Annotated in this window: 16 protein-coding genes, 2 pseudogenes and 1 other annotated feature; of the genes and pseudogenes, 13 read left to right on the forward strand and 5 right to left on the reverse strand. The window is 38.5% G+C overall.

From position 1 onward, the window contains the following. Positions 1-265: 265 nt before the first annotated feature. The 4 genes and pseudogenes from ACHZEU_RS01120 (at position 266) to ACHZEU_RS01135 (ending at position 7,662) form a co-directional block, all read left to right on the forward strand. Positions 266-865 (forward strand): annotated as a pseudogene (locus ACHZEU_RS01120) (undecaprenyl-diphosphatase). 1,108 nt (positions 866-1,973) lie between these two features. Continuing rightward, the gene (locus tag ACHZEU_RS01125; RefSeq protein WP_404804560.1) at positions 1,974-2,714 is read left to right on the forward strand and encodes a DUF2785 domain-containing protein; all 741 of its coding nucleotides are present in this window, start codon (positions 1,974-1,976) and stop codon (positions 2,712-2,714) included. A gap of 537 nt (positions 2,715-3,251) precedes the next feature. Further along, a pseudogene (acnA, locus tag ACHZEU_RS01130) lies at positions 3,252-5,957 on the forward strand (aconitate hydratase AcnA). A 214-nt stretch (positions 5,958-6,171) separates the two neighbouring features. Beyond that, positions 6,172-7,662: a DUF6612 family protein gene (locus ACHZEU_RS01135; protein ID WP_404803914.1), complete on the forward strand. Its 1,491-nt coding sequence runs from the start codon at positions 6,172-6,174 to the stop codon at positions 7,660-7,662. A gap of 55 nt (positions 7,663-7,717) precedes the next feature. Here the strand turns inward: ACHZEU_RS01135 and ACHZEU_RS01140 are convergent, their stop codons facing one another. Further along, positions 7,718-8,302, reverse strand: coding sequence for a DJ-1/PfpI family protein (locus tag ACHZEU_RS01140; RefSeq protein ID WP_054550256.1), 585 nt, complete (start codon positions 8,300-8,302; stop codon positions 7,718-7,720). Positions 8,303-8,443: 141 nt separating this feature from the next. Here ACHZEU_RS01140 and ACHZEU_RS01145 point away from each other — a divergent pair, with 141 nt between their 5' ends. The 4 genes from ACHZEU_RS01145 (at position 8,444) to ileS (ending at position 14,013) form a co-directional block, all read left to right on the forward strand. Then, positions 8,444-8,887: an Lrp/AsnC family transcriptional regulator gene (locus tag ACHZEU_RS01145; RefSeq protein ID WP_404803915.1), complete on the forward strand. Its 444-nt coding sequence runs from the start codon at positions 8,444-8,446 to the stop codon at positions 8,885-8,887. Between the two features lie 61 nt (positions 8,888-8,948). Continuing rightward, positions 8,949-9,467 (forward strand): sigma-70 family RNA polymerase sigma factor, encoded by a 519-nt coding sequence (locus ACHZEU_RS01150; protein WP_404803916.1) that lies wholly within the window; start codon positions 8,949-8,951, stop codon positions 9,465-9,467. After that, on the forward strand, positions 9,460-10,428 hold the full coding sequence (locus ACHZEU_RS01155; protein WP_404803917.1) for a DUF3221 domain-containing protein: 969 nt from the start codon (positions 9,460-9,462) through the stop codon (positions 10,426-10,428). Before ACHZEU_RS01150 ends, ACHZEU_RS01155 begins: the two co-directional genes overlap by 8 nt. A 192-nt stretch (positions 10,429-10,620) precedes the next feature. Further along, positions 10,621-10,859 (forward strand) — a binding site (T-box leader). 61 nt (positions 10,860-10,920) lie between these two features. Then, a complete protein-coding gene (gene ileS, locus ACHZEU_RS01160; RefSeq protein ID WP_404803918.1) occupies positions 10,921-14,013 on the forward strand; it encodes an isoleucine--tRNA ligase in 3,093 nt (1,030 codons plus the stop codon). A 42-nt stretch (positions 14,014-14,055) separates the two neighbouring features. Here ileS and ACHZEU_RS01165 read toward each other — a convergent pair whose 3' ends face one another. Then, positions 14,056-14,658 carry a LysE/ArgO family amino acid transporter gene (locus ACHZEU_RS01165; RefSeq protein WP_404803919.1) on the reverse strand — a complete coding sequence of 201 codons (603 nt, stop codon included), beginning with the start codon at positions 14,656-14,658 and terminating at the stop codon, positions 14,056-14,058. Between the two features lie 110 nt (positions 14,659-14,768). Here ACHZEU_RS01165 and ACHZEU_RS01170 point away from each other — a divergent pair, with 110 nt between their 5' ends. Next, the gene (locus tag ACHZEU_RS01170; protein ID WP_404803920.1) at positions 14,769-16,211 is read left to right on the forward strand and encodes a PLP-dependent aminotransferase family protein; all 1,443 of its coding nucleotides are present in this window, start codon (positions 14,769-14,771) and stop codon (positions 16,209-16,211) included. A gap of 338 nt (positions 16,212-16,549) precedes the next feature. Beyond that, positions 16,550-17,734, forward strand: a complete 1,185-nt coding sequence (locus ACHZEU_RS01175) for an oxalate decarboxylase family bicupin (protein ID WP_404803921.1) — start codon at positions 16,550-16,552, stop codon at positions 17,732-17,734. A gap of 36 nt (positions 17,735-17,770) precedes the next feature. Here ACHZEU_RS01175 and ACHZEU_RS01180 read toward each other — a convergent pair whose 3' ends face one another. Next, positions 17,771-18,922 (reverse strand): MFS transporter, encoded by a 1,152-nt coding sequence (locus ACHZEU_RS01180; RefSeq protein WP_279495169.1) that lies wholly within the window; start codon positions 18,920-18,922, stop codon positions 17,771-17,773. 97 nt (positions 18,923-19,019) lie between these two features. On the opposite strand from ACHZEU_RS01180, the gene yeiL reads away from it, so the two are divergent. Next, a complete protein-coding gene (yeiL, locus tag ACHZEU_RS01185; RefSeq protein ID WP_279495168.1) occupies positions 19,020-19,682 on the forward strand; it encodes a transcriptional regulator YeiL in 663 nt (220 codons plus the stop codon). A gap of 95 nt (positions 19,683-19,777) precedes the next feature. On the opposite strand, the gene ACHZEU_RS01190 is transcribed toward yeiL, so the two are convergent. Further along, on the reverse strand, positions 19,778-20,089 hold the full coding sequence (locus ACHZEU_RS01190) for a hypothetical protein (RefSeq protein ID WP_048393103.1): 312 nt from the start codon (positions 20,087-20,089) through the stop codon (positions 19,778-19,780). Positions 20,090-20,373: 284 nt separating this feature from the next. Here ACHZEU_RS01190 and ACHZEU_RS01195 point away from each other — a divergent pair, with 284 nt between their 5' ends. Further along, entirely contained in the window at positions 20,374-21,354 is a 981-nt protein-coding gene (locus ACHZEU_RS01195; RefSeq protein WP_009371727.1) for a diaminopimelate dehydrogenase, read from the forward strand. 55 nt (positions 21,355-21,409) lie between these two features. On the opposite strand, the gene ACHZEU_RS01200 is transcribed toward ACHZEU_RS01195, so the two are convergent. After that, positions 21,410-21,619 carry a hypothetical protein gene (locus tag ACHZEU_RS01200; RefSeq protein ID WP_279495165.1) on the reverse strand — a complete coding sequence of 70 codons (210 nt, stop codon included), beginning with the start codon at positions 21,617-21,619 and terminating at the stop codon, positions 21,410-21,412. A 302-nt stretch (positions 21,620-21,921) separates the two neighbouring features. Between ACHZEU_RS01200 and ACHZEU_RS01205 the strand changes: the two genes are divergently transcribed. Further along, on the forward strand, positions 21,922-25,110 hold the full coding sequence (locus tag ACHZEU_RS01205; protein WP_279495163.1) for a BTAD domain-containing putative transcriptional regulator: 3,189 nt from the start codon (positions 21,922-21,924) through the stop codon (positions 25,108-25,110). Positions 25,111-25,303: the final 193 nt, after the last annotated feature.

Raw genomic sequence — 25,303 nt, forward strand, 5'->3', positions numbered from 1 at the left:
TCCTAATAATTTATATAAGGATAACATAAACTGGTAAATATTTCACTATTCAGATTGAGTCAATATACATTATGAATATGTAAAATAAACACGTTCACTTGTACGTGTATGTCAGAAACGAGCAATTGATACAACTAATCATAAAGGCTTTCAAATCAAAGTGACAATAATGTTAGCTTAAGCAATTAATTGTCACCTTTTACGATGGTTTAAAGATACATTTTTTCTTAACATAGCTTTATTAAGCTATAAAGGAGAGATTGTCTTGAATATATTAGMAATAAATAATGATTTATTTAGAATGCTTAATAGTTTAGGAAAAGAATTTCAATTCTTCAATTTACCAATGATTATTATTGCTGAATACACAGTTATTTTCTTAGCTATTTTTGTTATTCTGTTCTGGTTTACCAAAGATAGAGAAAATAAAATAATGCTTATGTGCGCAAGTATTGCTTTCGTTTTGGCTGAAATTATAGGGAAATTTGCAGGGTTATTACATTTTAATCACCAACCATTTGCTGTCCTTTCTAATACAAATCAGTTGATAGAAAAAGCAATAAATAATTCATTTCCAAGCGATCATACCATTTTATTTGTTTTTTTCTTAAAGCAGAAAACGGAATTTACGAGAGGCTAGTGGATTCTATGGATTTTGCTTGCTATATTAGTCGGAATTTCACGTATTTGGGTAGGAGTTCATTATCCATTAGATGTAATGGTAGGTGCTCTTATTGGAATTACTTCTGCAATAATAATTTACTTTACACTTCCGAAATTAACACTAATAGAAAATGGAATTACCAAATATGAATCCATTGAAAAAGTAATTAGAAGAAAATTCCATAAAACAAATCTAATGTAAAACAATATTAAAGGTCACGTCTAAAATTAAAGTGTACCCTTTACAAAGGGTACACTTTAAAACAGGTGTGACTTTTTCTTTTGCTTTGAAAACAGCATCAAACAGCCAAAACGGTATGAGTTGAGATGGCAGGGTTTGGTGATGTTTTGAAAGTGGAATTTGTAGAAAATTGTTCCAATTTATTATCTCTCAGATTATGATTTAGTGGGAGGTTAAATAATGTCAGATAAAATTTAAAACATTTTTATTGGAATCATATTTTTTGTTGTCCTAATTTTAGGGACATCATTCGTAATTGATACAATAATGATCGATGGATTAAATGTTGATAATGGACTTATAGGTAGTATAGTGGGTGGGATAATAGGAATGGTAGGAGTAATTGTAACTACTTATTTCATTATCGAAGCAAACAAAAAATCAGTGGAGGATTCGTTAAAAAAACAAGATAAGCAGGCAAGGGATAGAGATTACATTGCATTAATCCTTACCAAAGCAGAGGAGTTGAACCATGAAATTATAAAATCTACTCAAATCTACAAAAAAATAATGGATAATTTCAGAATTACTAAAACACACCAAAWCTTAATGAACAYATATKAGGATWKRTTTTYTTTWWRWSGTRWAGRTSACKGWATTTATGAYAKGGCTAAAAGGGATTTGGTCGAAAACAATCTGAAACTCGAAAAACTGCGAAATGAATTAACAATTTGTTTAAATACTTTAATTATAAAAAATATTTACATCGGAATTTTATCAGACCAAATTAATGGTTACGAACATACAGTTAATCGGAATGTCGAAATAATAATTAATAGTTTAGATTCGATAGGTAATTTAAATGAACTAGAAGAAACGTTCCGATGGCATAATAAGTATTACATAAATGATTCAAATAAATTACTAAAAGATTTGAATGATTTTATTGTAGAAAAACTGAGCGAATTAAGAAAAGGCGTGAGTTGAATACTTTACTAATCAATAAAGGGTTGATTTCAAACAAATTTTTCTAATAGGAGCGTGTAAAATGAATTTAAAAGAAAAGTTGATATTAATAAAAGAAAATGGGTACCAAGCACCTCCCGATAGATTTCAGTTGATACTAGAAATGATAAATAACATTGGCTTTATCGATCTTCAACTACGTGATGAGCTAATTTATACAACCTTATCACACTGGATTCCTGATAAATCTCTCACCGCAAACGAACTAGAACAACTTTTACCGGTTGTTTTGGATAAAAACCATTTGCTTTTTAAGCTTGGTGAAACAAATACAGACTCTGTCTTCACTCGGTCTTTCTCCATGCTAGTCATACCGCTCCTCTTAACGAGGCATAGAGAATCACCATTTCTCTCAAGAGAGCAAATTCATCACATAAAAGAGAAAGTATTTTACAATGTAMAAGAAGAGCKAGATTACMGTGGRTATKAYGMASAAAAAGSCTGGGCTCATGCCATAGCCCATGCAGCAGATGCTTTAGATGATTTGGCTCAATGTTCCGAACTGGATAAAAGCGACCTCTTAACTATCCTCGATTTGGTTTACGAAAAGATGACTATAACAGAGCGAATTTACTCCGATGGGGAAGATGAGAGAATGGTCAAATCCATAATTAGTGTTTTAAATAGAAAAATACTTAGTCAGAMKWGTGTAGAGCWGWGRATTSAAAGTTTTGGTGWTGTGGAGAAAAATTCAGAATTTCTTCCTGMCTTTAAGCAAAAAAATAATATAAAGAACTTWTTGAAAAGTTTATACTTTCGAGTTAAATTTYACAAAKTGGATGCCGTTCTCTGCTCCACTATCGASCKGACATTATATAAAGTAGAAAAAGTATACTATTCCTRATTTTAAAAGTGTCGAATAAAAAAAAGAATATCTTCATAATGAATTACTCTCTTGGTAGTTATTTGTAATCATAAAAAAGTATTAATATAGTAGAATGTTGTTTGTATATTAAAAAATAAAAATGCCACAGATTGTGGCAAAGAAATAATATTAACTTTAAAGGAATTTATATCGTTCTTTCCTTATAAGAATACCTGTCCAAACCTTCATTTATTACATTTTACGAACTGGGGCACACATTTTAAAAAAAGTTCAGGTGCCCCAGCAAGTGCCCCAAAAAGTGCCCCAGTTAAATACATTTAGATACACTTCGTTAGACAGGTATAGAAACCCTCATTAATACAAAACCTTGATATTATGCACATCAAAAAATTAAAAACATCAGGATAGAAACCAAGGTCATAAGTTATGCTTATCAAAAAAGATAATATTAATGTAATTTACTTATGAATATAAATGCGCTATCATGGGTATTGGAGAAAAGATGCTACACATTTTTAAAGCCTTTTCAAAAAGATATATTAGGGGGATCCGCAAATGGCACAAGGTAATTTACACAACAGCCGTGCATCATTCGAAGTGAATGGTAAAACTTACAATTACTATGACTTAGCTGCGATTGAAAAAGCTGGCGTTGCAAAAGTTTCAAACCTTCCTTACTCAATTAAAGTATTATTAGAATCTGTTTTACGTCAATATGATGCGTATGTAATTAAAGAAGAACACGTAAACGAATTAGCAAAATGGGGTAACGGTGCTGACCCAGAGGCAGAAGTACCATTCAAACCTTCTCGTGTTGTATTACAAGACTTTACTGGTGTACCAGTAGTTGTTGACCTTGCATCTCTTCGTTCTGCAATGAAAGAAATGGGCGGCGACCCAAGCAAAATCAACCCTGCTATTCCAGTTGACCTTGTAATTGACCACTCAGTACAAGTTGACAAATATGGTAATGCATCTGCATTACAAGCAAACATGGACCTAGAATTTGAACGTAACGCTGAGCGTTATAACTTCTTAAAATGGGCTCAAACTGCTTACAATAACTTCCGTGCTGTACCACCAGCAACAGGTATCGTTCACCAAGTAAACTTAGAGTACTTAGCTCCAGTTGTACACGTAAACGAAAATGCTGACGGCACATTCGAAACATTCCCAGATTCAGTAGTAGGTACTGACTCCCATACAACAATGATCAACGGTATCGGCGTTCTTGGATGGGGCGTAGGTGGTATCGAAGCTGAAGCAGGTATGCTTGGTCAGCCTTCATACTTCCCAATTCCAGAAGTTATCGGTGTTAAATTAGTTGGCGATCTTCCAAACGGAACAACTGCTACTGACTTAGCATTAAAAGTAACACAAGTATTACGTCAACGTGGCGTAGTTGGTAAATTCGTTGAGTTCTTCGGACCTGGCGTATCTAAATTACCACTAGCTGACCGTGCGACAATCTCTAACATGGCTCCTGAATATGGTGCTACATGTGGTTACTTCGCAATCGACGAAGAATCATTAAACTACATGCGTTTAACTGGTCGTGACGAAGAGCACATTGCGGTTGTAGAAGCTTACCTAAAAGCGAACCACATGTTCTTTGATCCAACATTAGAGCCAGTTTACACAGACGTTTTAGAAGTAAACTTAGCTGAAATCGAACCAAACCTTTCTGGTCCTAAACGTCCTTAACAATTAATTACACGCTCCCCACTGCGTTCTCGTTGTAAAGAAGCAGTAGTTGCACCACAAGCTACACACTGTTTCGTTTTAACAGAAGATGAATTCGAAAAAACTTCTGTAGCGATATCCGCTTAAAGAGATTTTGGAATTCCAACAGGTGTTTTTGCGATTGCTGCGATCNCCCAACGTACAAATACTTCTAACCCATACGTATTAATTGCTGCGGGCTTAGTGGCGAAAAAAGCTGTAGAAAAAGGTCTAACAGTACCGAAATGGGTAAAAACTTCTTTAGCACCAGGTTCTAAAGTTGTAACTGGTTACCTTGAAGATTCAGGTTTACAAACATACCTTGACCAAATCGGTTTCAACACTGTAGGTTACGGTTGTACAACATGTATCGGTAACTCAGGTCCATTATTACCTGAAATCGAAGAAGCAATTAAAGCAAATGACTTATTCGTAACTTCAGTTCTTTCTGGTAACCGTAACTTTGAAGGTCGTGTACACCCACTTGTAAAAGCTAACTACTTAGCTTCTCCACCACTTGTTGTTGCTTATGCACTTGCTGGTACAGTGGATATCGATCTACAAAAAGATTCATTCGGTAAAGACAAAGATGGTAACGAAGTATTCTTCGCTGATATCTGGCCTTCAACTGAAGAAGTTAATGCAGTATTAGGTACTGTTGTTAACCGTGAGTTATTCCAAAAAGAATACGAAACTGTATTCACAGCGAACGAAAAATGGAATGCAATTGAAACATCAACTGAGTCTCTATACACATTTGATGACAAATCAACTTACATCCAAAACCCACCATTCTTCCAAGGTCTTGCAAAAGAGCCAGAAGCTATTAAAGGCTTAGACGGCTTACGCATTATGGCGAAGTTCGGTGACTCAATCACAACTGACCATATTTCTCCAGCTGGTGCAATCGGTAAAGATACACCTGCAGGTAAATATTTAATTGAAAACGGTGTTGCAATCCGTGACTTCAACTCTTACGGTTCTCGTCGTGGTAACCACGAAGTAATGATGCGTGGTACATTTGCAAACATCCGTATCCGTAACCAAGTTGCTCCTGGTACAGAGKGTGGATTCACTACTTACTGGCCAACAGGCGAAGTAGAGTACATCTATGACGCATGTATGAAATACCAAGAGCAAGGTACTGGCTTAGTCGTACTTGCTGGTAACGACTACGGTATGGGTTCTTSTCGTGACTGGGCTGCGAAAGGTACATKYMTACTWKGMGTGAAAACTGTTATCGYACAATCTTACGAGYGTATCCACCGTTCTAACCTAGTAATGATGGGTGTTCTTCCACTTCAATTTATGCCAGGTGAATCTGCTGATACATTAGGCTTAACTGGTAAAGAAGAAATCTCTGTTAACATTACTGACAAVGTAAAACCACGTGAAATCTTAACAGTAACTGCTAAATCTGAAGACGGCACAGTTAAAACTTTCCAAGCTTTAGCTCGKTTCGACTMAGAAGTAGAGGTAGACTACTACCGCCATGGTGGTATCCTACAAATGGTTCTACGCGCAAAAGCTGCTGAGTAATCATCACCATAAAAACCGATCTCTTAGGAGGTCGGTTTTTTTATTTATTAAGAGAATGTTGGATAGAAGTGACCAAAATATGTATAAATAGCACCAAATGACGGATTTAATGGATAATTATAATTTAATTTCCAATGAACCTAGCATTTTTCCAATTCTTTCGCTAAAATTAATAGGTAAGCATTAAATTTACATAAACGGGGGACGATTGATTATGACAAAGAAAAAACATAAGTTTTATACAGCGGCAACAGCTGCAATGGCGGTTACTGCTGTTGCAGTAGTACCTGTATCGGCGGCTAGTCCATTTTCAGATGTGAGTGAGGATTATGCGCATTTTAATAGTATTTCTACATTGCATGCAGCAGACATCATTAATGGTTTTCCAGATGGTACATTTAAGCCTTCAAAGGATGTGACACGTGGACAGGCAGCAAAGATGATAGCAAGTGCTTTTCATCTAACTACAACGGATACGGCTGTCGAGAATCCGAATTTCAAGGATGTCGACTCATCTAGCCCATACTATAAAGCGATTGTTACATTAGTTAATCTTGGCGTTGTACAAGGCTATGAGGATGATACATTCCGTCCAGATGACACAATTACTCGTGGTCAAATGGCAGTAATGGTTGCAGAGGCTGCAGGTTTAACAGCAGAAGGTAAAAGTCCATTCACAGATGTACAGCAAGATAGTCCATTTGCAGATGCAGTAACAGCTCTGTATGAGGCAGGCATTGCGAAGGGTGTTACTGCCAAAGAATTTGGTGTAGATAAAAATGTTACTCGTGGTCAGTTAGCAACATTTATTGTGAACGCATTAGGCTTAGCTGAGGATACAAAGCCTACAACAGAAGTAAAAGAGGAAGAGCCTAAAGAGGAGCAAGTAACAGAAGAACAACCTACTACAACAAAGGATAGTGCTTTGTTAGAGGAAGTATTTACGAAAACATTAGCCAAGCAAAAAGAGCTAAAAAGCATGAAGGCTACCATGACGATCTCTCAGACAGTAGAGGCAAACGATGGTAAGGAAACCATGAAAATGGATTCTAAAGGCAACATGAAGATGGAAATTGTTACAGAGCCAATGCAATTCTTTGCTGATGGTTCAATGGCTTTAACAGATCCAACAAGTGGTGAAGCGATTAATTTGCCAATTAAAATGTATATGACGGCTAAAGATGGTATGTATATGTATGAGGCAGAACAAAAGGCCTGGGTAAAGTTCCCGAAACAATTATTTGAAGATGTACTGAGCCAAACAGGGATGCAGCCAGATGCAACTGAACAATTGGAGATGCTACAAGCATTTGCCGAAGATTTTACATTAGTAGAATCAGCAAACCGTTATGAATTAACATTAAAAGGCTCTGGCGATAAATTCACAGAGCTAGTGAAGCAGCAGCTTGGCGCAATGGATTTAGGAATGGAAGCGGATCTAGAGGCACAATTAGGCAATATTTCCTTTGATGGTCTCACATATAAATTATTGATTAATAAAGAAACATTCGATGTAGAAGAAATTGCTATGGACATGACATTAAAGATGCAAGTAGAAGGCAATTCGATCAAAACAAGACAGCAAACAACGATCAAATATCATGATTTCAATGCGGTAACGACAATTACGATTCCAAAAGATGTGCTAGACAATGCAAAGGAAATGGATTTGAGTGCATCAGAAACAGCACCAGTAAGTAAATAATACAAAAAGTAGGTTTATGCCAAGTATATTGGTGTAAGCCTACTTTTTTTATGCTTTAGTGGAAGCCCATTAATTCTTTTACTTTCGCTGTGTTTGGAGCAGATGTTAGAGTTTCTAGTAAGCGAAAGGCAACATCAAAGGCTGTTCCTGGATTGGAGGAGGTGATGATATGATCAGTTTGCACAATGCGCTCGTTGACAATTGCTGCACCATAGCCCTTTAGCTGTGCTAAACGTTTACTTGTTGGATGATTATAGGTTGTTGCTTGACGATGCTGAAGAATTCCACTGTGGCCTAAAATAAGAGAAGCTACACAGATTGTTGCAATCGGTTTTTTGTGTTCATCAAAGTGACGAACGACTGCCTGAAATTCCTCGCTAAACGCATCCTCATAAAAACCGGCTTCCTCAAAGCCTCCAGGAATCGCTAATGCATCAAAATCCTCTAATACAATTTCATGAAGCAATTTTTCAGGAGTGACTTTAAAATTCCAGGTGCATTGCAGCTGTTCATGCAGGCCGACCGTAACCACATCTGTTGTACCATCACCTTCCCACTTATTCCAGCCGAGCACATCAGTAAAGACGCTTGCCTCTACCGCTTCAAAGCCATTTGCTAATAGTAACAATATTTTTTTCATGTTTGATTTGCCTCCTTTATTGATATTATTGTAAACAAAAGGGAGAAAAGATTACATACGTTGTATMMTGGATTTTAGGTAAAAAACTTTATTTGAAAAGGCATTCTGTCATAAATAATTTATTTAGAAAGTTGAAGGACCATGGATCATATTGATACACAAATATTACAGMAGTTACAGCAAAAYKSCAAAATYTSTATRAAGGAATKAGCCACTACCGTTCATTTATCCTCTCCTGCCGTTATTGAAAGAATCAGAAAGCTAGAGGAGCAGGGTGTGATTGAGGGCTATCATGCAAAGGTAAATCTGAAAAAGATGGAGCGTACGATTGAAGCCATTATTTTATTTAAGTCCATTGATTGTAAAAGTCTTTCTTCATTTTGTAATGCTCATCCTGATGTTTTGGCATGTTATCGAGTGGCTGGGGAAATTAGCTATATTGTTAAATTAGCGACCTATTCAGTAGAAACATTAGAACAATTTATTGATGCGGCTATGCCCTATGGCACACCTTCTACTAATATCGTGTTATCTTCAACGGAAAAACAAGTGATTACACCATTTGCTGACAATGATTTGGAGTAAATGACAAAAAAAGCAAACCTCGAAGCCGTGAGCACCGTTTATAGGGTAGAGAGGAGGAAGAATGTTGCTAATTCATGAACTGGAACGAATAATGGAACAGCATACAGAGAGGCTTATTCGTCTTGCCTTTTACTATGTGAGAGATTTACAAAGTGCTGAAGATATCGTACAGGATGTCTTTATTAAGTTCTATGATAATCAGCAAAACTATGAGGAACGTGGGGAGCTAAAGGCGTATTTATCAAAATTAGTTAGTAATCGAAGTAAAGATTATTTACGTAGCTGGACCTATCGGAAAATTCAAGTGCAACAGAAGATTTTTCCGCAGCAAACCGTTATGAGAAGAGATATGCTTGTACAGCAAGATGAACGTACTTTGATTGAAAATGCGATTCTAGCTCTCCCTTTCAAACAGCGAGAGGTCATTATACATTTTTATTTTGAAGAAATGTCTGTGGTAGACATTGCAGAGCTGTTAACGATTCCTGAAAGCWCMGTCAAAACAAGGCTACGTCGTGGKCGAGAKTTATTGAAGCTACAATTACAGCATGTTGAATGGGAGGTGCTCCTGCATGAGTAAAATGGATGCACGCGTAGTAAGGGATTTATCAGAAAGTAAAAAGCGTGTGATGACAAATGTGGTTCAGCATTTACAGCAACGCCAAGAAAAAAAATCTGCAAAACGCTGGCCATATGGTGTTTTGGCTATGATTTTAAGTGTCTGCATAGGGCTGTTTATATATCAGCAATATAATGAACAACAACAGCAAGCTTCTACTATTCCACCCGTATTAGATGAGCGGATTTTAGAGCTATATTTACAACTTGATTCTTTTATGAACGGAAAGAATCGTTTATATAAGGCAAGCTTTGATAATTTTTTATATTTTGAATCGACCTTTGCTTATGCGCAATCGAAAAAACTAGTACCTACACAAGAGCAAATAGATAAGACACTCGAACAGTTCATGGAAGAGTGGAGCTATGAGGATGATACTCGGCCAACTTATGATAAGCTTCTGCAAATGTTGCAAGTCACAAACGAAGGGTTTATAGAGAACTATGGCAAGCCAATTGCCTATAAAATGGCTACATTTGACTTGTTATGGGAGGCAAGCCAAGCCGATTATAAGGATGTAAGTAATCCCATTCGTACATGGCTTGTCGAGCAAGAAGCCATGAATTATTTAGAACAACATTATCATAAAGACATTGCTTCCTTACGAGAAAAATATAAAATCCCTGAAAAGGACAGCCAAATGAAGCTCATCAGAAGTGGAACGGTCTTAGCGATCAAGGAACATGAATTTTTAGTTGTCTCAGGCGTCTTGGCTAGCGAGGTTGGGCAAAAATCTGTCGATGAATTAGTGCAAAAACATAGTAATGGTACATGGTTCCCTCTAGTGGATGTCCCGCAAACACTATCAGTTGGTGATCGAGTAGAAGTTCAATATAGACAGTCGATTGGGAACGATGACGCTCAGCCATTCATTGATTATAAGGATATCGTAGAAATGAAAATAGTAAAGGAATCTCACTAACAAGAAGCTAGACATTCTCGTGCTATTCAATAGTAAAACATTGCTGAAGAGCTTTTTGATTCAAACCATTCAACAGCCACAATATGCTGATCTCCATTAAAGTATTGCCACTTGTCTCAACGAAATTTTTTAAGATTGTCCACCGTTGACAGACAATTGGTAATTTGCTAAGATGAAGGACAATAAAAGCATACAAATTCGTTGATGAGAAAGAGTAGTGTTTCATTTTGTTCTACAGAGAGCCGACATTTGGTGGAAGTCGGTGTGCAGGTGTTACATGAAAATCCTCTCTGAGAAGATTAGCTGAATGGAGTAAGCTAATCCGGGTGTCTACCGTTAAAAAGAACACGTATGATTGTACGTTGCTGAGTGCTATTGGCCATCGTGTCAATAGAATTAGGGTGGTATTCGCGGTTAACCCCGTCCCTTTTCCTTGGGACGGGGTTTTTTGTATGCCTTTTATACAAATTTGCTTGTATAGGAGGAACTAATATGCAGAAAGTACAAAAGAAAGAAACAACGGTTGAACGAGAAACAAGGATTCGTACATTATGGGCGCAAGAAGGGACCTTCGCCAAATCCGTAAGTAATCGTGCTGAACAGCAGCCCTTTGTATTTTATGAGGGACCCCCAACAGCGAATGGTTTACCACATGTTGGCCATGCATTTGGTAGAACCATAAAAGATGTGGTGGCACGTTATAAAACAATGCAAGGCTATTTAGTTGAACGCAAAGCAGGTTGGGATACACATGGGTTGCCTGTGGAATTAGGGGTAGAAAAGGCATTAGGAATCTCAGGAAAGCAGGAGATTGAGAACTATGGGGTGGAGCAATTTATTCAAGCATGTAAGAAGAGCGTTTTTACCTATGAGCAAAAATGGCGTACTTTTACAGAGCAGCTTGGCTACTGGCTTGACATGGATGATCCTTACCTAACATTAAGTAATGACTATATTGAATCTGTGTGGCATATTTTAAGCCATGTTCACAAGGAAAAACTGTTATACAAAGGACATCGCGTTTCACCTTATTGCCCTAGCTGTCAAACTTCCTTAAGCTCTCATGAGGTGGCACAGGGCTATAAGGATGTTAAGGATTTATCCGTTACTGCAATGTTTAAGCTAGAGGATCGAGACGAATATATCTTAGGTTGGACAACGACGCCTTGGACATTACCAGCCAATGTAGCCTTGGCTATGAATCCTGCTCTTCGATATGTCCGTGTAAGGCATGCAAACAACATCTATATACTAGCCAAATCGTTGGTATCAAAGGTTTTTTCAGAGCCTGTAGAAATATTAAGTGAGCATGACGGACAGGAGTTTGCAGGTGTTTCCTATCTATCACCATTTTCCTATGTAACCGTCGATAAAGGGCATATCATTGTCATGGCAGATTATGTGACAGAGCATAGTGGAACAGGAATTGTACACATAGCACCTGCTTATGGAGAGGACGATTATAAAACGGTGCAGCAACATGGCTTGTCCTTTGTCAATGTAGTTGATCTTAAAGGCTGTTATACAGAAGCGGTAGCTGAGCTTGTTGGACGATTTGTGAAAGAATGTGATGTCGATATCATTAAAATGCTTGCAGCAAAAGAGCTTTTATTTGCTAAAGAAAAATATGAGCACAGCTATCCGCATTGCTGGCGCTGTGATTCACCATTATTGTACTATGCAACAGATAGCTGGTTTATCAAAATGTCGGCATTAAAAGAGCAGCTTTTACAAAATAATCAGCAGGTGACATGGTACCCTAGCCATATTAAGGATGGACGATTTGGCAACTTCCTAGAAAACTTAGTGGATTGGAATATTAGTCGTAATCGTTATTGGGGAACACCACTCAATGTGTGGATTTGTCAGGATTGCAATCATGAGGAGGCACCTAACAGTGTTGCATCGCTACAACAATTAGCCAAAGGAGCTGTCAATGAACAATTAGAGCTGCATAAGCCATTTATAGATGCCATTGTCTTTACCTGTCCTGTCTGCCAGGGCAACATGAAACGTACGCCTGAAGTTATCGATGTTTGGTTTGACAGTGGCTCGATGCCATTTGCCCAACAGCATTAYCCTTTTGAAGACGTGACGAACTTTCATCATCTGTTTCCAGCAGATGTGGTCATTGAGGGCATCGACCAAACGCGAGGATTTTTCTATAGCTTATTAGCAGTATCGACCTTGTTTACAGGAAAACCACCTTATAAAAATGTGCTATCGTTAGGGCATGTACTCGATGAGCATGGACAGAAGATGTCCAAAAGTAAAGGCAATGCATTAGAGCCTGTTGAGTTAATCCAGGAGTATGGAGCAGATGCTCTACGTTGGGCATTTTTAGTTGATAGCTCACCATGGAATCCAAAGCGTTTTTCGAAGAAAATTGTCTTAGATGCGAAATCTAAGCTAGTGGATACACTCGACAATACGTTTAAATTTTATGACATGTATGCCCAAATCGATAACTTTACGTATGATGCTACAAATACAGGTACCGGTTCACAGCTAGATCATTGGATATTGTCCCGCTTACATCACACTATCCAGCTTGTCACAACCTCTATGGATGATTATCAATTTACACAGGCTACAAGGGAAATTGGTCAATTGGTGGAAGAGTTAAGCAATTGGTATATACGTCGTTCACGTGCTAGATTTTGGGCAAATGGAATGACAGCAGATAAACGAGGTGCATTTAGCACACTTTACGAGGCACTGACATCCATTTGTCAATTAATAGCACCGTTTACACCATTTATAGCAGAGGATATCTACCGTCAACTATCTGGAAAAAGTGTTCATCTTGAGGAATATCCACTATTCGACGATCAACTAGTGGATGTGAAGCTTGAACAAGAAATGGCAACGGTCTTAACAGTTGTGGAACTTGGACGTAGCATTCGCAATAGTCAGGGAATAAAGGTCAAGCAGCCTTTAAGTGAACTCATTGTTGCCCTAAAAGGTGAACTGTCGGATTACCAAGCCTATAGCGAACTCATTCAAGATGAGTTAAACATCAAAGCTTGTAGATGGACACATGATTTTTCAGCCTATGAAAGCGTGCATTATAAATTGAATTTTAAAACAGCGGGAGCGGCATTTGGTCCAAAGGTTCATCAAGTAAAAGAGTATGTGTTGGCATTAACAGAGGAAGAGAAACAAAGGCTACAACATTATGAAACTGTGGATCTCATGATGGACGGTCAACAGCTAACATTATTAAGAGAACATGTAATAGCTGAATCAATCGTCAAGGACCATTATATTTTAGCGGAGGATAGCACTTGCCGTGTCTTGATGAATGTTCAACTTACAGAGAGCTTACTACAAGAAGGGCAAATACGAGAATTAATTCGTACAATACAAGATGCACGAAAAAAATGGCAGCTACCAGTGGCGCAATATGTATCGATTGCCTTTAATGGTAGTGCAGGGGTACTTTTCATGATTCAGCAGCACGAAGCTTTATTACAAGAAAATGTATTAGTCAAAGCTATTCATTATGGTGAGCAATGGTCTCATGCAAAATCCATTGAGACGGCATTGTTTAATGAAAAKCTCACTTTATTTGTTTCTCTATAAAAGAAAAGCTCAGGGTTACCTCCTGAGCTTTTTCTATGTACGTTAAAATAAGCCACTTGCCAGATAACATGCTGTGGCCCAAATAAAGACGGCGGAGCATTTATTAAATAGTCGCATCAATTTTCCAGAGCCGTCTAGTTTTTTGAACGAGGCGCCAGTCAATGTGAGACCGAAAAACCATAGCMAGGAAATGAACACACAAGCAACAGTGAACATTATTTGCTCGGTTCCACTATATTTTAATKCGCTTGTACCAATAACACCGATTGTATCTAAAATAGCATGTGGATTTAGAAGTGACACAGAGAGTGCGAAGAGAATTTGTTTTTTTATAGGCAATGCTTCGCTATTTTCAGTGTTTGCTGGATTTGAACGCCAAATGCTATAGCCCATGTAAAGTAAAAAGATGATACCAATAGTCATTAAAGTGATACGCAACCATTCAAACTGTAGAACAATTAATGACAGACCGAATACCGCAAGTAGAATAAGCAGTGTATCACAGATCGCAGCAGTCACACCTGCTGACAAAGCGCGTAATAAACTTGGTTGTGTAGCACCTTGTGAAAAAACAAAAACATTTTGTACACCTAATGGCAAAATGAGTCCAAATGCTAAAATGATCCCATGAAGAAAAGCTTCCAATGACCATTCCTCCTTTCTTTACTTATTTKAGATATGGTATAACTAAAAGAAAACGACCAATTGGATGGTTTTTTATCCACCCAATTTCATTGCATGGAAGGAGAAGGAACATGAGCTGGCAGCCGAATAGACGAAGTGATAATACATTACAGCAGCAGATTGTACAGTGGATAACAGCCAATGTGGAGCGAGGAGACTGGGCAGCAGGGACAAAACTACCTACCCAAAGACAGCTGGCCATGCAGTTCGATGTGAATCGTAGCACAGTTCAGCAGGCTTTGGAGGAATTAAAAGCAATGGGCATTCTTGAAGCAAAGGTAGGCTCTGGTGTTTATGTTACGCACAATTCCTGGCATGCATTAATCCAACAAACACAGCCGAATTGGCAAACTTATATCGAAACAAGCATCCACAAGCCAAACTACCACACCATCCAATTAATTAACGAATACGAACAGCGCGAGGATGTAATTCGTTTAGGAACGGGAGAGCTAGCACCCAGTTTGTTGCCTACCGAGGAAATAGAAGCTTCACTGCGAGAGCTATCCTTTCAACCCAAAGCATTAGGCTACTCTTCGCCACAAGGTAATGATCAGCTTCGTAAAGCTATTTGTAAATATGTTCAAAAAAGAGGCATTCCCGCTGAGCCTCAAAACGTCTGTATTGTTTCAGGTGCACTTCAGGCACTACAATTGATTGCTGTTGGCTTATTAGAGCAAGGGTCTATTGTGTTTCAGGAGCCAACCTCCTATTTAAATTCTGTTCACCCTTTTCAGTCAGTTGGCATGCAAATGATTAGCATTGAACGTGATGTACAGCTTGCTCAAACATTAGCGCAAAGGAAACGAAAGAAACAAGCCGTGTTTTATGCCATTCCTACTTTACATAATCCAACAGGTTATGTATGGACAACACAAGAAAAAGAACAGCTGTATGAAGCTTGTCAGGCATCACGGATTCCGATTGTAGAAGATGATGTTTATCATGAATTGCTTTTTGAAGAGGCATCACCGCCGCTTAAGGCCATGGATAATAGCGGGCAAGTTCTTTATATTGGCAGCGTCTCTAAAACCTTAAGCCCAGGGCTACGCATTGGCTGGCTCATCGGTCCAACCACTGTGATTGAGCGATTAGCCGATATAAAAATGCAAACAGACTATGGCTCAAGTGCCATTTCTCAGGAAATTGTCCTACATTGGCTGCAATCAGGAAAATATGAAAAGCATCTCGCAGGATTACGTCAACAATTACAGGAGCGAGCCGATTTTACGGAACAGCTTTTAAAGGAGAAGTTTACAGATGTGGCGAATTGGAGCAAACCAAGGGGAGGCTTTTATATTTGGCTCAAGTTTCATGAGCCGCTTGTAGATAAAGACTTCTTTATGAAGCTGTTGCAGCGGCAAGTATTAATCAATCCCGGCTATATCTATGATCCACAAGATCATCATCATATTCGTCTATCCTACGCCTATGCAACCTATGAAGAATTMANGGAAGGCTTACAAATCCTACATGAATGTGCGGWGGAGGCTATTGGACGAAAGAGTAAATAAGGGCTTGTCCTGAAGTTAGGGAAACGAGAGAAGGTTGCTCTACATAGGTTGAGAAGTGATCAAAGAAGTGAGAAACCCGCTCTAAAGTGGTTGAGAAACGATTAAACAAGTAAGGAATCCACTCCAAAGTAGATGAGAAGTGATCAAACAACTGAAGAACCCGCTCGAAAATTAGCGAAAAGTGATCAATATAGCAAGCTCCTCTCTCAATAAAGTATCTATGCTTAGTCAGCCAACCCACTGCCAGAAAAGAAAGTGAATAATCCAAGCTGTGTATCCATACATTTTAGAAGAATAGAAGTATTTTATTTTGATTACAAACATAAAGAGGTGAACGATTGGAAAATTTGCCACCGGGTTATTTTCAGGTGCCTCAGCCTATTCGAGGTGATGGGGCTGGAGGGGTGGATAAGGGACCACGGGATATTATGAGGGACTTAGAAAATCCTGATATGCTAGTGCCACCAACGACTGATGCGGGTTTGATTCCAAATTTACGATTCTCGTTTTCAGACACGCATATGACCTTAAATCAAGGTGGGTGGTCACGGGAAATTACGGTTCGTGAATTACCGATTGCTACGACTTTGGCGGGTGTGAATATGAGTTTGACACCAGGGGGCGTACGTGAGCTGCACTGGCATCGACAGGCAGAGTGGTCTTATATGCTGCTTGGCCATGCTCGCATTACAGCTGTCGATCAGAATGGTTGTAACTTTATATCGGATGTGGGACCCGGTGATTTATGGTATTTTCCACCTGGCATTCCTCATTCCATTCAAGGACTTGAGGATGGCTGTGAATTCTTATTAGTATTTGATGATGGGCATTTCTCCGATCTGAACACACTGTCAATTTCAGATTGGTTTGCTCATACGCCAAAAGAAGTGTTATCAGCGAATTTTGGGGTTCCTATTCATGCTTTCGATCACATCCCGAGTGAACAGGTATATATTTATCAGGATCGGGTTCCGGGGCCAATTGATTCTCAGAAAGTGCAATCTCCATATGGGGAGGTTCCGCAAACCTTTAAACATCGTCTGTTGGCACAGCCTCCATTAAAAACACCTGGAGGCAGTGTGCGCATTGTCGATTCGACTAATTTCCCAATTTCTAAAAATATCGCGGCTGCACTGGTGGAAATTGAGCCAGGGGCGATGCGGGAGTTGCATTGGCATCCTAACAACGATGAATGGCAATATTATCTGCAAGGAAAAGGCCGTATGACAGTTTTCACAGGGAATGGAACGGCTCGAACATTTGATTATCGGGCGGGAGATGTTGGCTATGTCCCATTTGCGACGGGGCATTATATTGAAAATACTGGAACAGAGCCATTATGGTTTTTAGAAATGTTTAAAAGTGATCGATTCCAGGATGTATCCTTAAATCAATGGATGGCGTTAACGCCGACAGAATTGGTGCAAAGTAATTTACAGGTCGGTCCTGAGCTGCTTGAGGCTCTCAGAAAAGAAAAATGGCCGGTTGTAAAATATCCTGGTTTTTCCTATTATCCGAAATAATTAAAGCAGGTGGGAAGTTCTCCACCTGCTTTTTGTTTAATATTGATATTTTTTGCGTGTCATTAGCAAAATAGCGATGGCTGGTATTGTACAAATGAGCATGGCTGCGAAGGACAGACCTGGTGATATTTCGTATAAATAGCCACCTAAAAATGTAAGGATGGCGGTACTTAAGCCCATAGCTAATGCAGAGTATAAACCTTGTGCATTGGGGATTTGTTCCTTTGGTAGCGCTTTTGTTAAGTAGCGAATAAAGGCAAAATGGGCTAATGCAAAGGATAGTGCGTGCAAGGTTTGAGAAGCGATAAATACCCAGACATTTGGGAACAAAAAGATAAGTAACCAACGTAGGGAAGAGCCGCTCGCTGCTAAGAGTAATAAGGATGATGAGCGCCATTTCGTCAATAACGTATCAGCCTTCATAAAGTAAAGAATTTCGCAAATAACAGCGATATTAATAATCATACCCATATAGAATGGATCAACCTGTAAATCTTCTAAATAAATATAACCGTAGCTATAATAGGAGGCATGTGCACCCTGTAGCAAGATTACGATGAATAAAACAATCGGGAAGCCTTTGATAGTCCATAGTGTTTTCATCGACAATGATTTTGCACGCTGTTCTTTTGTTGGTACTACGAGTAATTCCTTTGGTGTTGCTAATTGTTGCATAAGTAACATGCCCACCAACCCTATAATCATGCTCCAGAAGATGATGTTCTTTCCAAAAACGCCTGTCAGCATACTAATAATTAAAACAGCGATGACAAAGCCAAATGAACCATAGGAACGGCTTTTACCATAATGAATATTGCCATACTGCACAAGCGTAGCGGCACTGCTTTCCACAGCAGGTAATAGTGCTGGGTAAAAAACACTAAATAAAATGGTCACGATTAATAATGCTGTAAAGCCTGTGCTTGGAATATAGAGCAAGGCAGTTAGCAACGAGCCTATTGCTAAAATTGTAATGAGTCGTTTATTGTGTACGTATTTTGCAAGTGTTGGGAAGAAGAAGAGATTGGATGTGGCACGAGCTAGGAGCCCACAGCCCATCACTACACTTGCATGCGAGACGGTTAGATGTTTCGCATCCACCAGCCAACCTGTCCAGTAGGGTAAGAAAATGCCCCAAGTGATAAAAAATGTAAAGAAATTCTGAGAAAGCCATCGTTGATTGTTCATATAATTTCCGTACCTCCATTAACTATGTTGAATAATAGCATGTTCATCGCTACAATAATGTGAGATATCTCATATTTTTTATAGGAGAGAGTAAAAAATGCATATTTTAACAGCTGAAGCCCGTACCCATTATCTTGAAAAATATCCGATTGATGATTTTTTCTCATTTGATATCAATCCCTATTTAGAAGTCCGCCAGTTTGACAAGGGGGAGTGGATCTTCCAGGAAGGCTCCTTTCCAGACACCGTGTATTACATGATAGAAGGAAAGGCGAAGCTCTATATGACACATAAAAATGGGAAGGTTTCACTTATTGAATACCTAGAGGCTCCTCTTTTTATGGGGGAAATTGAATTGTTAAACGAGGCTAGGTATACAAAGGGGATACAAACCGTCACCAAAACAATTTGCTATTCGATTACACAGTCATGTAAGGAGAAGTTACTTGCGGATGCTTTGTTTTTACGTAGACTTTGTGTATTTTTAGGGGAAAAAGCGACAAAAATGACATCTAAATATACACAAAATCAGGCCTATCCGCTGGAAAATCGCTTAGCAGCCTTTATCCAATTATCAGCCGACCAAGGTGTCTACAAGGAAAAACATACGGAAATCTGCGAATATTTAGGGGTCTCTTATCGCCATTTACTATATGTCTTGGCACAGTTTTGTGAAGAGAGGATATTGGAAAAGCGTAAGACAGGCTACCAAATTATTGATAAAAATCGTCTCGCACAACTGGCACAGGAAGTACTATGAAAACAACCATTCCATAAAGGTTGTCTATTAGTGCAGATCAGCTGAGGGAATTAATTCAATTTTATAAGTTATAAATTAAAAAGGATTTGACTTCTTTAAATGAAGTCAAATCCATTTTTGTTGTATTCACTTTTTTTAATTAACCAGCGAGCGATATCCTTACCACTATGGTAAAAGTCCACTTCATTTACCTTGTTTTTTTGGATGGAGAGGTCAGGGATGTTTTCTAAAACGTCAAAAGGTAAAACACCGATACATAAATGATTATTTGTTGGAAAATCTCCTTGTTGCTTACTGCCACTTTGTATCGATTCACTATGCTTGTTCATTGAGTTTTGTGTCATATGGAATGCAAGTAGTTCTCCTTGTGCCAATGCTGTGCTTGATGAGTAACCAGTACTTTTCATTCAACATGCCCCCTTTTGTCGTTACAGTTATTGTACAAGACTAAGTGGGAAAATAGCCGTTATTTACAAGGCTTTTACAATAACTTTAAGGTTCATGGAAAATTTAGTGATTTGTAACCGTATTCATACCATTATGGGATAAAAACCATAGAAAACTGATATAAATTCTTTTTAAAAAACTCATACTCAAACTATTGTGAATTTTTCTAACACGAAGTATTATTGTAATTAGATTTAACGTGAAAGTTTTCACAAAGTCGCGAAATCGTTAGGAGGAATTTTTAATGAGTGCAATTCGAGTAGGTATTGTAGGATATGGAAATTTAGGACGTGGTGTGGAGTATGCCATTTCACAAAATCCAGATATGGAATTAGTAGCAGTGTTCACACGACGTGATCCTTCAACAGTAAACGTAGCAAGCAATGCAAGCGTATATTTAGTAGATGACGCTGAAAAATTCCAAAACGACATTGATGTTATGATTTTATGTGGTGGTTCTGCAACAGATTTACCAGAGCAAGGTCCACATTTTGCACAATGGTTTAATACAATTGATAGCTTCGATACACATGCGAAAATTCCTGAATTTTTCGATGCTGTAGATGCAGCGGCACAAAAATCTGGTAAAGTATCTGTTATCTCAGTTGGTTGGGATCCAGGTCTATTCTCTTTAAATCGTCTACTTGGAGAATCAGTATTACCAGTTGGTACAACATATACATTCTGGGGCGATGGCCTAAGTCAAGGACATTCAGATGCTGTTCGTCGTATTGAAGGCGTAAAAAATGCTGTTCAATACACATTACCGATAAAAGAAGCGGTAGAACGAGTTCGTAACGGTGAAAACCCTGAACTAACAACACGTGAAAAACATGCACGTGAATGTTGGGTTGTATTAGAAGAAGGTGCAGATGCAACAAAGGTTGAACAAGAAATTGTCACAATGCCTAACTATTTCGATGAATATGACACAACAGTGAACTTCATTTCTGAAGATGAATTTAAAGCAAATCATACTGGTATGCCACATGGTGGTTTTGTCATTCGCAGTGGTGACAGTGGTGCAAACGATAAACAAATTCTCGAATTCTCATTAAAACTGGACAGTAATCCAAACTTTACATCTAGCGTATTAGTGGCTTATGCACGTGCAGCACACCGTTTAAGTCAAGCGGGTGATAAAGGGGCGAAAACAGTATTTGATATCCCATTCAGCCTACTTTCGCCAAAATCAGCTGCTGAATTACGTAAAGAATTACTATAAACGTAGCTAATAATCCCGATTATCATTGAGTTGATAATCGGGAATTTTTTTAAGCCTAATTTTTTGCTAAAGTAGGTTGCCAATGAAACGATTCATCTACATGTCTAATGCCAAATTCTAAGACTGCTTGATCAATAAAAATGGAGGCGTATTGTGTGGGAAAATGAAGTAATGCTTCCTTTATAGCAAGAATAGCCTTGCTAGTTGCCACTGTTAAATTTTCTTTCATAAATGGTACTAAGTCTTTTGGAATTGCAATAACCACATATCCATACTTCACTCAAATTCCTTTGCTCGGTAAAGCAGTTCCATTATAATCGGAACTCGTATAATCTCTATATTTAAAGGCGGTTCATTTAGCCACTTTCCTTCTAAATTTTAGTAATATAACAGGATACTAAAATTGGGAAGAAAATACCCACTAAATTCTACTTCCATCCCTCAAACAAAAAATGGGGATAAAATCTATAAAAATACATAAAAAATATGGTAAACTGTCAATAATTTAATAATCTGAATTTTTGTAGAAATTTTTGTAACCTTACAAAATATGGAGGTTATGTTTATATGACAGCAGATATTATTATTCAATCAAAATGTATGGCCCCCAATCCATCCACGCATTGTATTAATAGAGCAACACTAATGCGAACGCTAAAGAAAAGTCATCATCATACTTGTACTTTCTTGCATAGTGGAGCAGGGTACGGTAAAACAACCATTCTAACTCAATTTCTTGCAACCGAATCAAGTACGTTTTCTTGGTATAGTATTTCTGATGAAGATGATAATTTATTACCCTTTTTGAGGCACCTCTTTTTTAGTATACAGCGCGTCGTACCGAATTTTGGTCATACATTTGATGGGTGGAACCAATTATCGCGCTTTCCAAAAATGGATGAGCTCAATCGATGGTATAAGCTTTTTGTCAATTGCCTCTGCGATCTAGACGAGCCTCTTCTCATCGTGATTGACGATTTTCACCTAGTAGATCATGTTTTTCCTATTAATTATTTCATGGAAAAAATCATTGAATTTGCTCCACCCAGCATTCATTTTATTTTGGCTTCCAGAATACTACCCAATTGGGATATTATGAGGAAATTAAAACTACAAAAAAGATGGCTCGTTATAAAAGAGGACGAACTGGCATTTTCAACTGAGGAGATTGCGGTGTTTTTTGAAGAATATGTAGATGTACATTTATCCGAGGCTGAAATGAAAAAAGTATTAGAGATCACTGAAGGCTGGGCCATTAGCATTTCCTTATTGGCAGAGCAATGGCATCATGCTTCGCTAGATCATTGGCTGACGATTCCCACAAATGAGCTATTCACATATTTATCAGAGGAAGTTTATAGTAGGATGACTGCTACTGAGCAGGAGACCATCTTAAAATTAGCGATTTTTCCTACCTTTTCTGCGGAGCTATTGAAAGCGTTTTATGGCGCTGAGATTGCGCAAATGCTGAATGTATTAACTCAGCGTCATTTATTTATCCAACCTGTGACAACAGATGGCTTCTATCGTTTTCATGCATTGTTTAGTCGATTTTTAGAAATGAAATGGCGACAGTATCCAACACAACATGCGGACCTTCATAAACAAGCAGCATTGTATTATGTAGAACATCAAAATATTCAAGCTGTCCTGTATCATGCCTTTAAAACGAATGATCATCATTTTTGCGGAGAGCTCCTACAGCTTCATGCAGAATCAATCGTACGGGCTGGTCAATTTGAATGGTTGCTCGAAAAAATCAATCGATTTAGTGCACGGGAAAAAGATAAATTTTATAAATTAAATTATTTTGAGGGTGAATGTCATCGCTACCGAGCTTATTATGAGAAAGCGAAACAATCCTATGAAAAATGTGCAATCCTCGCACAGCAGCAGCGGGATCACCTATTTATGACAAAGTCACAAGCTGGGATAGCCCATATTTACTTAGACACCATTCAACCTGCTTTAGCAGAGCCATATCTCGAGAAAGCATTAGAGCTAGCGAAACATACACCATTGCGCAAAGAGGAATTACTAGAACTTCAACGGCAATACGCTGAAAATTTAGTGAATCTAGGGAAGGCCAAGGGTGCACAGCTCTTTATGGAGGACGTCGCATTGCCAGAGGATGTCATACAGCGAGCAAATGTTGATGTACGTGTTTTACTACGAACAGGACAACTACGGGAGGCTAAGGAGTTATTAGCGCAGCGTCTTGAATTACCGCCTCAGCTTGTTGCAACCCATCGAGAAAGTGAACTGCTGGCAGCTTTCGTTTATGCACTGTTAGGTCAAGGCAAAGAAGCCTGGTATGCTGCCCAGCATGGCATTCGAAGAGGAAAAAAAGAGAAGTCTATTTTCATAGAGGCGGTTGGCTATATCAGAAAGGCTCATGCCCTGCTGTTAATGGATTTTCCAGATCATTATGGGGCATGTCAAGCCTATGAAAAAGCGTTGACCCTCATGAATGCCATTAATATTTCTCGTGTGAAGGCGGAGCCATATATGGGGTTAGCCATTGTCAAACATTTGTTAGGAGATATGGTAGCGGCTAAAAAATACTTAGCACTGGGCTTACAGGAAACGGAGCAAGTTCAAGATGCTTGGATGACAGCGCTTATTCTTTTAGCAGAAGTAAAAATAATACTTTCTGAGCAAGAAATAGGGAGAGCGAAGCAATTATTAAAGAAGACACAGCAACTATTTCAGGAGTGCGGTGATCGCAATGGCTTGATGCATGTCTTATTTTATCAATCAATGATTGCCCTGAAAGAGTGTAATAAGAAGCCGTTTCAACAGTATTTTCAACAGTTTGCACAACTATGTGTCTCAAATGGCTATGAATACTTCTTACAAAGGCCAACGATACTTGGTCCGAGCAATCGAATGGTTTTTTACGAGCTATTGCAATTTAGTCAAAAATGCCAGATGAAGCATCCAGCTATATTAGCATTGCAAAATTATTTTCAGGTCGAGGATAGTATTAGTTATCCGCATGATGAAATACAGATAAATCTTTTCGGGAGTTTAAATTTAATTCGTTCACAACGAAAGCTAGAAGACAAAGAATGGCAACGTGATAAATCAAAGGAATTATTCGTATATCTCTATTGCCATCGCCATCGCTTTACACCAAAGGAAGAAATAGCACAGGCATTATGGCCAGATCGTAGTGTCGAGTCCTTGGATCGTGATTTTAAGGTGGTGTTAAATACGTTACTTAAAGTGTTGGAGCCGCAACGACATGCAAGACAAGAGAGCTTTTTCATTCAGCGGAAAAATAATATGTATCAGTTACAAAATATTGCTTTTCTCCAAATTGATGTTGAACGTTTTCACTATTATTACAGCTTAGGAATCGACGAATTTGATCCACAGCTGTCCAATGAGTGGCTCTTATTAGCGGAAGCGAGCTATACGGATGCGCTCTATGCGGAAAAAAAGCAAATCGACTGGCTAACGCAGGACCGTGAAAAGCTACAATTTTTATATATCGAAGTCTTGGAACGACTAGCACAAAATGCAACAAGGCAACAGCAATATAAAAAAGCCATTTTTTTCGCAGAAAAGATGCTACGTGAGGATGCACTCTGGGAAGAAGCGTATCGCCTGCTCATGTACAGCCACTACCAACTCCATAATCGTTCTCTTGCCTTAAAATGGTATGAAAAATGTGTCCAGCAATTACAACAGGAGCTAAACACAACCCCGATGGAATCCACCATGACGGTCTATGACTTGATAATGGGTTAGTCAGTGTTGTTTAGGCTAAGCGAAGTGATTCGAACTGCTCCTAAGTAATATGAAAGTGCTCCTATTGAGGGGAGGCCCGCTCCTAAGAGTAGACAAAGCGCTCTAATTAAGGGAATAGCCGCTCATAAACCATGTCAACTCGCTCCAACAGTGGCGTAGTCTAATATAAACTAGAAAAAAATGTAACCTATTT

Origin of the sequence: Lysinibacillus sp. S1 (assembly GCF_044986265.1) — a bacterium.
GTDB lineage: Bacteria > Bacillota > Bacilli > Bacillales_A > Planococcaceae > Lysinibacillus > Lysinibacillus capsici.

Excerpts from the sequence above, each read along its gene's own strand:
- ACHZEU_RS01190 (WP_048393103.1), bottom strand. The coding sequence starts at position 20,089 with ATGAAAAGTACTGGTTACTCATCAAGCACAGCATTGGCACAAGGAGAA.
- ACHZEU_RS01205 (WP_279495163.1), top strand. The coding sequence starts at position 21,922 with ATGACAGCAGATATTATTATTCAATCAAAATGTATGGCCCCCAATCCA.
- ACHZEU_RS01195 (WP_009371727.1), top strand. The coding sequence starts at position 20,374 with ATGAGTGCAATTCGAGTAGGTATTGTAGGATATGGAAATTTAGGACGT.
- yeiL (WP_279495168.1), top strand. The coding sequence starts at position 19,020 with ATGCATATTTTAACAGCTGAAGCCCGTACCCATTATCTTGAAAAATAT.
- ACHZEU_RS01155 (WP_404803917.1), top strand. The coding sequence starts at position 9,460 with ATGAGTAAAATGGATGCACGCGTAGTAAGGGATTTATCAGAAAGTAAA.
- ACHZEU_RS01140 (WP_054550256.1), bottom strand. The coding sequence starts at position 8,302 with ATGAAAAAAATATTGTTACTATTAGCAAATGGCTTTGAAGCGGTAGAG.
- ACHZEU_RS01135 (WP_404803914.1), top strand. The coding sequence starts at position 6,172 with ATGACAAAGAAAAAACATAAGTTTTATACAGCGGCAACAGCTGCAATG.
- ACHZEU_RS01180 (WP_279495169.1), bottom strand. The coding sequence starts at position 18,922 with ATGAACAATCAACGATGGCTTTCTCAGAATTTCTTTACATTTTTTATC.